The organism is Anoxybacillus sp. J5B_2022 (assembly GCF_026847645.1).
Taxonomy (GTDB): Bacteria; Bacillota; Bacilli; order Bacillales; family Anoxybacillaceae; genus Anoxybacteroides.
This window is the reverse complement of record NZ_JAPSMC010000036.1, coordinates 24,035-32,809: the sequence shown is the minus strand read 5'-3', so window position 1 is coordinate 32,809 and position 8,775 is coordinate 24,035. Positions and strand designations below refer to the sequence as shown.

At 45.4% G+C, this 8,775-nt stretch carries 10 protein-coding genes; 1 reads left to right on the top strand and 9 read right to left on the bottom strand.

Annotation, left to right across the window (positions count from 1 at the left end; all coding sequences use genetic code 11):
- The coding region (locus M4I42_RS10935) for a DAK2 domain-containing protein (protein WP_268852199.1) at positions 1-1,682 on the bottom strand (1,682 nt) is incomplete at its 3' end.
- A 20-nt stretch (positions 1,683-1,702) separates the two neighbouring features.
- Positions 1,703-2,065 (bottom strand): Asp23/Gls24 family envelope stress response protein, encoded by a 363-nt coding sequence (locus M4I42_RS10930; protein WP_268852198.1) that lies wholly within the window; start codon positions 2,063-2,065, stop codon positions 1,703-1,705.
- A 249-nt stretch (positions 2,066-2,314) separates the two neighbouring features.
- On the opposite strand from M4I42_RS10930, the gene rpmB reads away from it, so the two are divergent.
- Positions 2,315-2,500, top strand: a complete 186-nt coding sequence (rpmB, locus tag M4I42_RS10925) for a 50S ribosomal protein L28 (protein ID WP_181554970.1) — start codon at positions 2,315-2,317, stop codon at positions 2,498-2,500.
- Positions 2,501-2,572: 72 nt separating this feature from the next.
- Here rpmB and spoVM read toward each other — a convergent pair whose 3' ends face one another.
- The 7 genes from spoVM to rlmN all read right to left on the bottom strand — a co-directional run bounded on the left by spoVM (position 2,573) and on the right by rlmN (position 8,774).
- Entirely contained in the window at positions 2,573-2,653 is an 81-nt protein-coding gene (spoVM, locus tag M4I42_RS10920; protein WP_062048621.1) for a stage V sporulation protein SpoVM, read from the bottom strand.
- Positions 2,654-2,725: 72 nt separating this feature from the next.
- Positions 2,726-3,376, bottom strand: coding sequence for a thiamine diphosphokinase (locus M4I42_RS10915; RefSeq protein ID WP_268852197.1), 651 nt, complete (start codon positions 3,374-3,376; stop codon positions 2,726-2,728).
- A 62-nt stretch (positions 3,377-3,438) separates the two neighbouring features.
- On the bottom strand, positions 3,439-4,089 hold the full coding sequence (rpe, locus tag M4I42_RS10910) for a ribulose-phosphate 3-epimerase (protein ID WP_268852202.1): 651 nt from the start codon (positions 4,087-4,089) through the stop codon (positions 3,439-3,441).
- Positions 4,090-4,092: 3 nt separating this feature from the next.
- Positions 4,093-4,974, bottom strand: a complete 882-nt coding sequence (rsgA, locus tag M4I42_RS10905) for a ribosome small subunit-dependent GTPase A (protein WP_268852196.1) — start codon at positions 4,972-4,974, stop codon at positions 4,093-4,095.
- Positions 4,975-4,978: 4 nt separating this feature from the next.
- Positions 4,979-6,925, bottom strand: coding sequence for a Stk1 family PASTA domain-containing Ser/Thr kinase (pknB, locus tag M4I42_RS10900; protein ID WP_268852195.1), 1,947 nt, complete (start codon positions 6,923-6,925; stop codon positions 4,979-4,981).
- Between the two features lie 6 nt (positions 6,926-6,931).
- Positions 6,932-7,681, bottom strand: a complete 750-nt coding sequence (locus M4I42_RS10895) for a Stp1/IreP family PP2C-type Ser/Thr phosphatase (protein WP_268852194.1) — start codon at positions 7,679-7,681, stop codon at positions 6,932-6,934.
- A 4-nt stretch (positions 7,682-7,685) separates the two neighbouring features.
- Positions 7,686-8,774 carry a 23S rRNA (adenine(2503)-C(2))-methyltransferase RlmN gene (rlmN, locus tag M4I42_RS10890; protein WP_328284611.1) on the bottom strand — a complete coding sequence of 363 codons (1,089 nt, stop codon included), beginning with the start codon at positions 8,772-8,774 and terminating at the stop codon, positions 7,686-7,688.
- Position 8,775 lies beyond the last annotated feature (1 nt).

Below are 8,775 nucleotides of genomic sequence, written 5' to 3'. Positions count from 1 at the left end.
TATTCAACAGAAAAGATAAACGGATATAACGGTTGTTCGCCGTTATGTACTTCCACTTCGACATCTGGGTACGTTTCCTCAATGTAGCTTACTACTGATTCTACTTCTTCTTCCGTTGCTTCTTCCCCGTATAATACCGTTACAAGTTCAGACTCGTCGTCGATTAATGCAGCGAGCAGTTGTTTCGCCACGTTGAGCTTGTCCTTTTCCGATACGACAATTTTTCCATCGGCAATGCCCATATAGTCGTCTTTTGCAATTTCGATTCCATCGATCGTCGTATCGCGCACAGCAAACGTCACTTGCCCTGTTTTCACTTGTGCTAAAGCAGCGGTCATCGCTCGTTCGTTTTGTTCTACTGACGCAGTAGGGTTAAACGCTAAAATCGCCGACATGCCTTGCGGAACCGTTTTCGTCGGAATGACGATGACACGGTTGTCGACGACCGATGCCGCTTGCTCTGCCGCCATAATAATGTTTTTATTGTTCGGCAACACAAAAACGGTTTCCGCATGAACGCTTTCGATCGCTTTCACAATCTCTTCCGTGCTTGGATTCATCGTCTGGCCGCCTTCGATTACCACATGAGCACCGATGCTTTTAAACAGTTCTGCAATGCCGCTGCCCATCGCAATCGTGACGATTCCGTACGGTTGCTTTTGTTTCGGTTTCGCGTCTACCTTCGGTTCATTCACTGCCTTCGGTTCATTCACGATGTTCGCATGCTGTTCGCGCATGTTTTCAATTTTAATGTTTAATAAGCTGCCGTAGCGTTGTCCGTATGATAACACTTCTCCCGGGTGCTCTGCGTGAATATGGACTTTCACAAGCTCTTCATCAGCAATCACTAATAAGGAGTCGCCAAATTGGCTTAAATCTTCGCGGAATTTTTCTTCAGAGAACGGATGCTCGCGAAGCTTGTCCGCTTCAAACCGAACCATAAATTCCGTACAATAGCCAAACTCGATCTCGTCGGTATGGATGTGGCTTTGTACGCTTTTATGATGCTCCGCCTTCACAAGCTCTTGCATGGAAACGGTTGCGGTTTTCAAGTCTTCAACCGCTTCGCCTTTCAATTCCGCCAAAAATCCTTCGTACACATAAACTAATCCTTGGCCGCCGCTATCGACAACGCCCACTTCTTTTAACACAGGAAGCAAATCAGGCGTACGCTGCAATGATGCTTTCGCTTCTTTTACGACTTCTTCCATCACTGCAACGATATCTTGCTGTTTTTTCGCCACCGTAACCGCCCGTTTCGCCGCATCTTTCGCGACGGTTAAAATCGTTCCTTCGACCGGCTTCATGACCGCTTTATAGGCAGTCGCAACCCCCGCTTCCAACGCTGCCGCAAACTCCACGCTTGTAATCGTTTGCTTTCCTTCAACAGCTTTCGCAAACCCGCGGAATAGTTGCGACAAAATGACACCAGAGTTTCCGCGCGCGCCCATCAGCAATCCTTTAGCGAGTGCGCCCGCCACTTTTCCGATATGATCCGAAGGCTGCGCCTTGACTTCTTTTGCACCAGAAGTCATCGATAAATTCATATTCGTTCCTGTATCTCCATCTGGAACCGGAAAGACGTTCAGCGCATCAACTGCTTTCGCATTGTTTGCTAAATGTTGCGCTCCCTTTACTACCATATTGGCAAACCGCCTTCCGTCTAACGTCCGAATTGTCACCGATGTATTCCTCCTTACTGTTACAGGTTCGTGACGCGAACCCCTTGAACATAGATGTTAATCGACTGCACTGTTAACCCTAATGTTTGGTCAAGCGTATATTTCACTTTTGTTTGTACGTTATGGGCCACTTCAGAAATTTTCACACCGTAGCTGACGATAATGTACATGTCGATATGCACTTCGCCGTTTTCTTCACGGACAATGACACCTTTCGAAAAGTTTTCGCGGCGTAAAATGTCAGAAAGACCATCTTTCCACTGATTTTTCGATGCCATTCCAACAATGCCATAACAATCTACCGCTGCTCCTCCAGCGATCGTGGCGATGACATCATTCTCTACTTCAATTCGTCCATACTTCGTTTGCAATTCCATGGACATATCGGGTTCCTCCTTCGGAAATGTTCGCATAGCTACAGCCATTTTACTATAACAGCACTGTTTTTAAAAGTGCCCCTTCACCCACTAGTATTATTTAGCCGAAAATCAAATAGTATGTCAAGGGAATTTTCTTGAAACGTTGTGCTTGAGCTATTGCAATCTGTTCTTTTGTATGATAAATTATAGTAGTGTTTTGAGCATGTGCAGTCGATGACGCAATTTGTTTTAGAAAGTAAGGAGGGAAAGAAGATGGCAAAATGCTTTGTAACTGGAAAGAAAAAATCTTTCGGTAACTCTCGTTCGCACGCAATGAACGCTAATAAACGTACGTGGAAAGCAAACCTTCAAAAAGTGCGCATTTTAGTAGACGGAAAGCCAAAACGTGTGTGGGTTTCTGCTCGTGCGCTTAAATCTGGCAAAGTAGAACGTGTATAATACGAAAAGCGGAGGCGACTGGTTAGTGTTGCCCACCAAAAAAGCACCAAATCATTGGTGCTTTTTTCTTGATTACCCTTTTTTAAACGAATTCAACACCGCTCGTACAATTCCGCCAAGAAACTTTGGCAACTTAATCGTATAAAACTTCATTCCGATCCCTCCTCAACTATCGTGACGAGCTTTGCTTCTCTTTTAGTATATTCGCCTGACGAAAAATAGTACCTAGAAGTCCCCGCCTAAATCTTTGCTTCTTACCATCATTAATATGCCTTCCGAAAATGAAAAAGTACCGGAAGATTGGATGAGTTCATTACTAATACATAGTGTAGAACCGAGCTGAATATGACAATTTGTTAACGGATATTTAAATCCTTTTAAAGTAATTCCTTTCACTTCATAGGAAAGCGGAATGAAGGAAATGTAACGATGCTCATCCCTCAAAACGCTATATGTGCTAGGTGAATGAACCGTTACGACGTTTTGCTTATCAATGATTTCGATTCGCTTGTTCATATATTTCGCTAAAAGCTGAACGTTTCCAAATAAATGATCGATCCGTCCACCAGTTGCACCAAAAAGGCGAATGAGATCAGCCTCTTCTTGCTCGACGGCCCACTCCAATGCAATTTCCATATCGGTTTTGTCTTTTTCAGATGGCCATACGTCTAAATCATCGAGCACAGATTGCACATATTCTAGTTCTTGGCCACTTATCGAATCGAAATCCCCGAACGCTTTGATCGGTCGAATGCCTGTTCGCAATAAAGCCATAACCCCCCGATCAACACCAATCCATTGAACGTTGTCGCCATGATAATGATGAAGAGAAGGAATGAACTCGTCTGGTCCGCCCCCAACAATATGAAGAATCATCGCTTTTCTCTCCTTCCCTTTTATCGTATTCGAAGAAAAACGGAAGGCCATATACCTTCCGCTCATTTTTTACCGCGAATCGCGCGAATCGCCGCCGCTCGATCTGTTTCGCCATAAATCGCGGATCCGGCAACGAGCACGTTCGCTCCAGCCTCAATGCAAAGGCGGGCCGTTTCCACGTTGACGCCTCCATCTACTTCAATTTCGATCGATAAGTTTCGCTCTTTCGCTAGCTGTGCGACGCGCTGAATTTTCGGCAGCACGGAATGGATAAACTTTTGGCCCCCAAAACCCGGATTGACGGTCATTAATAACACTAAATCGACATCGTCAATGATATGTTCAATCATGGAAATAGGTGTATGCGGGTTTAAAACGACCCCTGCTTTCACGCCACATTCTTTAATTAAATGAACGGTTCGATGCAAATGCGGGCACGCTTCGACATGAACGGATAAATAGTCTGCGCCGGCTTTCGCAAACGCTGGAATATACCGGTCGGGGTGTTCAATCATTAAATGTACGTCCAGCGGCAATTTTGTCACCGGACGAATGGCTTCTACGACAAGCGAACCAATCGTAATATTTGGCACAAAATGGCCGTCCATCACGTCCACGTGAATGTAATCCGCTCCGCCTTGTTCGACATCGCGAATTTCTTCACCGAGTTTCGCAAAATTGGCCGATAAAATCGAAGGGGCGATTTTAATCATCATTTAATACCTCGTCTTTCTTTCTTTTATTTCTTCCATAAAACGAACGTAGTGGTCATATCGGTAGGCTGGAATCTCTCCCGCTTCTAGCGCTTGTTTAACCGCGCATTTCGGCTCGGCCATATGGGTGCAGCCACGAAATTTACATTCGTGACTCCGGTCAACAAATTCCGGAAAGCAATACGGCAATTGTTCTTCTTCCATGTCGCTGAATTCGAGGGCACTAAATCCAGGCGTATCTGCGACAAGCCCGCCGCCAATCTCGATCAGCTCGACGTGGCGCGTCGTATGCTTTCCGCGACCTAAATGAAGTGAAATATCGTTTGTTTTTAAATTCAAGTCTGGCCGAAGTGCGTTTAAAAGCGACGATTTCCCTACGCCGGATTGGCCGGCAAACACGGACGTTTTCCCTTCGAAATATGGGAGTAGCTGCTCCACTCCTGACTTTGTCACCGTCGATGTTTCGATGACATCGTAACCGATGCGGCGATAGTCGCGAATATATTTTTCTACGATCGGTTTCGTCTTTTCGGTGAGCAAATCCATTTTATTGACGACAATGAGCGGGCGAATTTCTTTCGCCTCTACTAACACGAGAAACCTGTCGAGAAGAATTGCGCTAAAATCAGGCGCTGCCGCGGAAAAAACGAGAATCGCCTGATCGACGTTCGCAATCGGCGGACGCACTAACTCGTTTTTCCGCTCGCGCACTTCCATAATGTACCCGTCTGTTGGGCTGCTCGCCTCAAACACGACATGGTCGCCGACAAGCGGCGTTACTTTTTGCGCGCGAAAGACTCCTCTTCCGCGGCATTGAATGATTTGTCCTTCACTTAACACATAATAAAATCCACTTAATGCTTTTATAATTTTTCCTTCTGCCATAGCTTCACCCCTTTTTAGAATTTGGATACGGAATCGTTCCTTCTTGTTTGACGACATTGTTGACGATCACACGATAGTAGCCTTGCCCTTCATACGGAATAACGAATTCCACCGTTTCTTTTATCGGTGCCGTCAATCGATATGTCTTATACGGTTTCGTCATATCGTGGTTGGCATCTTGAATGTACAGCTGTGCCTCTACCACTTCCCCTTGTTGTTCCGGGTCGTACGGAATATCAATTTCTTTGATTACTGTTTTATTAGGTTTTGGTTCTTCGCCACGAGAGATGATTACTGTAATCGTATCTCCTTTTTGCAATTCCGTATTAGCACTCGGGATTTGAGAGATGACAATCCCTTCTGGCACTTGATCAGAATATTCATGTTTGACAACAACGTTTAATTGTTGCTCTTCGGCGTAATCACGAACGCTTTTTTCCGTATAACCGGTTAAATCTTTTAACATCACTTTCGGCGTCCCAGCGCTCACCGTGAACTCTACTTCTGTTTCTTCTGGGACGACTTTTTCGCCTGGAGAAGGAAATTGTTCGAGAATCGTTCCCGCCGGTTCTTCACTATAACGTTCGATGCGTCTGACGATTAAAAAGTTTTCGCTTTTCAATTGTTCTTCCACTGTCTGAATATCTTCGCCGATGAAATTGCCAAACTCCACCTTTTTCTTGCCAACGCTTTTATAAATCGTCACCGCTGTTCCTTCTTTAACCATTTCGCCTGCTTTCGGCTCTGTGCGGACGACGTATCCTTCTTTAATATCGTCGTCTTCGATTTCTTTTGTTTCTTTAATTTCAAAACCGAGCGACGATAGTTTTGCGACCGCTTTGTCGTATTCCTCATTTGTTACATCGGGAACGGTGACGTCTTTCGGGAAAAACACCGCGGGAACCCATGTGAATACGCTCACCCCAGCAACAATCGCGACGAGAAGTAACGCGACAAGCCAAATGAGCCATTTCTTTTTCTTTTTTTCTTTTGGTGGCTCGGCCTTTTCTGTTTGTTTTGGTTCTTCACGTACGAGCGTTTGCTCTACCAATGAATCGTCTTTAATAATCGGAACGGCTTTTGTCGCTTCCTCATCGTCTGGAATGGTAAATTTTTTCTCATGCAATCGGTCCGGATGAAGCGCCGTGCGAATGTCTTCATTCATTTCGCGCACCGATTGATAGCGATAAAACGGATCTTTCGCCGTCGCCTTTAAAATAATGTTTTCGACGCTTTGCGGGATGGCAGGATTCCATGCTTTCGGAGATGGCGTTTCCGTCTGTAAATGTTTGAGCACGATCGATACAGCGGATTCTCCGGAGAACGGGAGACGCCCTGTTAATAGTTCAAACATGACAATGCCGAGCGAATAAATGTCTGATTTTTCCGTTGCCACGCCACCGCGCGCCTGCTCCGGAGATAAATAATGCACCGAGCCAAGCACGGAATTTGTTTGCGTAATCGTCGTCGAGCTTAGCGCCACCGCAATGCCGAAATCGGTAATTTTCACTTTTCCGTGCTCGTCGATCAAAATATTTTGCGGCTTAATGTCACGGTGAATGATCCCGTTCGCATGCGCATGCGCAATGGCCGAGGTGAGCTGTTCCATAATATCGATCGCTTTCGATACGCTTAACGGGGCATATTGTTGGATATATTGCTTTAACGTAGACCCACGCACATATTCCATCACAATATAATAAATGCCTTCATCTTCGCCAACGTCATAAATACTAACGATGTTTTCATGGTTTAAACTTGTCGCTGCCTGCGCTTCCCGGCGAAATCGTTTAATAAATTGTTCATCGTTCGCAAAATCAAAGCGCAACACTTTAATGGCGACGTCGCGCTCTAAAATCATATCCTTTGCTAAGTAAACGTTGGCCATGCCGCCGCCGCCGAGCAAGCTAATCACTTTATAACGCCCACTTAATCGTTTGCCAATGAGCATGCGTCATCACCCGCTTTCACATTCCGATGAAAATTCAACGATGGCTAACGTAATGTTGTCTTCGCCGCCATGCTCATTAGCTAAATGAATGAGCGCCTCCGCTTTCTCTGCAAGCGGTTGGTCCGACGTCAAAATGCGGATCATCGTTTGTTCCGATACTTTATTCGATAATCCGTCCGAACATAATAGCAATTGGTCATGTTCGTCGACCGTGATCGTCTTAATATCTAATTTTACTTCTTTTTCCGTTCCGAGCGCGCGCAATAATACGTTTTTACGCGGATGATGCTCGGCATCTTCTTTCGAAATTTGTCCTGTTTTGACGAGTTCATTAACAAGCGAATGATCTTCTGTAATTTGTTGAAAGCCGTGTTGGTTTAATACGTAACAACGGCTGTCTCCAATATGGCCGATCGTGGCAAATTGATCGGTGCAAATGGCGCTGACAATCGTCGTTCCCATCCCTTGGCATTCTTCGTGTTGTAACGAATGGTCAAATAATAGGCGGTTGATCGCGGCAATATGTTCTTTCAACCATTGCTCTGCTTTTTCAGGAGAAGAGATGTTTTCCGTTTCTTCCCATTCGTTTTTCAAGTACGCAATCGTCATCTCGCTCGCGACATCACCTGCTCGATGACCGCCCATGCCGTCAGCGACAACCGCTAAATAATGTCCATCTTTATTTTGAAAAATTCCGCCGCAGTCTTCATTGTGAGATCGAATTTTTCCAACATCTGTTTGGAAAACAACGTTCATCGTTTCACCTCGTCTCTTCTTTTCGCTCCTTCGCGCGAAGCTGCCCGCATGCTGCATCGATGTCGTGTCCTTGTTCGCGGCGAATCGTCACGTTAATTCCATGTTTTTTGAGCGTGCGCTCGAAGGCAAAAATTTGTTCCCGTGGCGTTCGGACGTAATTGCGCTCCGGAACATAGTTGACCGGAATTAAATTCACATGACATTTTAATCCTTTTAACAACACGGCCAGTTGCTCCGCGTGCTCGATTTGATCGTTGACACCGCCGAATAAGCCGTATTCGAACGTGACCCGTCGGCCTGTTTTTTCAATGTAATATCGCACCGCTTCCATCAATTTTGGCAGCGGGTACGCCTTGTTGATCGGCATCAGTTTTGTGCGCAATTCCATTGTCGGCGCATGCAACGAAATCGCAAAATTAATTTGCGTTCCTTCGTCGGCAAATTGATAAATTTTCGGAATGATGCCGCTTGTTGATACCGTAATATGGCGGGCGCCGATATGCAGCCCTTTTGGATGGTTGACGATTTTTAAAAATTTGATCAGTTCATCGTAATTGTCAAACGGTTCACCAATCCCCATCACAACGATGCTGTCGACCCGTTCGCCTTGCTCGTCCAATGCTTTTTGCACTTTGACGACTTGGGCTACAATTTCCCCCGCTTCTAAATGACGCTTTAACCCGCCGAGAGTAGAAGCGCAAAATGTGCAGCCGATGCGGCAGCCGACTTGCGTTGTTACGCAAATGGAGTTGCCGTATTCATGCCGCATTAATACCGTTTCAATTGAATAGCCGTCATGAAGCTCAAATAAAAATTTCATCGTGCCATCTTTCGATGTTTGTTGCACGAGCGTTTTTAACGTAGTGATCGTAAACTGCGTTGCCAGCTTTTCACGCAAGCTTTTTGGAAGATTAGTCATTTCGGCAAATGAAGTTACCCGCTTTTCGTATAGCCATTCGTATACTTGTACCGCGCGAAACGGCTTTTCCCCTTGTTCGGCCATCCACACTTGCAATTGTTCTAATGTGAACGAATAAATCGACGGCAAATAGATTTCTACTTGTTGTGAAATAGGCTCTGTTGTTTTTTCCAAT

Excerpts from the sequence above, each read along its gene's own strand:
- rpe (WP_268852202.1), bottom strand. The coding sequence starts at position 4,089 with ATGATTAAAATCGCCCCTTCGATTTTATCGGCCAATTTTGCGAAACTC.
- spoVM (WP_062048621.1), bottom strand. The coding sequence starts at position 2,653 with ATGAAGTTTTATACGATTAAGTTGCCAAAGTTTCTTGGCGGAATTGTA.
- rsgA (WP_268852196.1), bottom strand. The coding sequence starts at position 4,974 with ATGGCAGAAGGAAAAATTATAAAAGCATTAAGTGGATTTTATTATGTG.
- rpmB (WP_181554970.1), top strand. The coding sequence starts at position 2,315 with ATGGCAAAATGCTTTGTAACTGGAAAGAAAAAATCTTTCGGTAACTCT.
- pknB (WP_268852195.1), bottom strand. The coding sequence starts at position 6,925 with ATGCTCATTGGCAAACGATTAAGTGGGCGTTATAAAGTGATTAGCTTG.
- M4I42_RS10930 (WP_268852198.1), bottom strand. The coding sequence starts at position 2,065 with ATGTCCATGGAATTGCAAACGAAGTATGGACGAATTGAAGTAGAGAAT.
- M4I42_RS10915 (WP_268852197.1), bottom strand. The coding sequence starts at position 3,376 with ATGATTCTTCATATTGTTGGGGGCGGACCAGACGAGTTCATTCCTTCT.
- M4I42_RS10895 (WP_268852194.1), bottom strand. The coding sequence starts at position 7,681 with ATGAACGTTGTTTTCCAAACAGATGTTGGAAAAATTCGATCTCACAAT.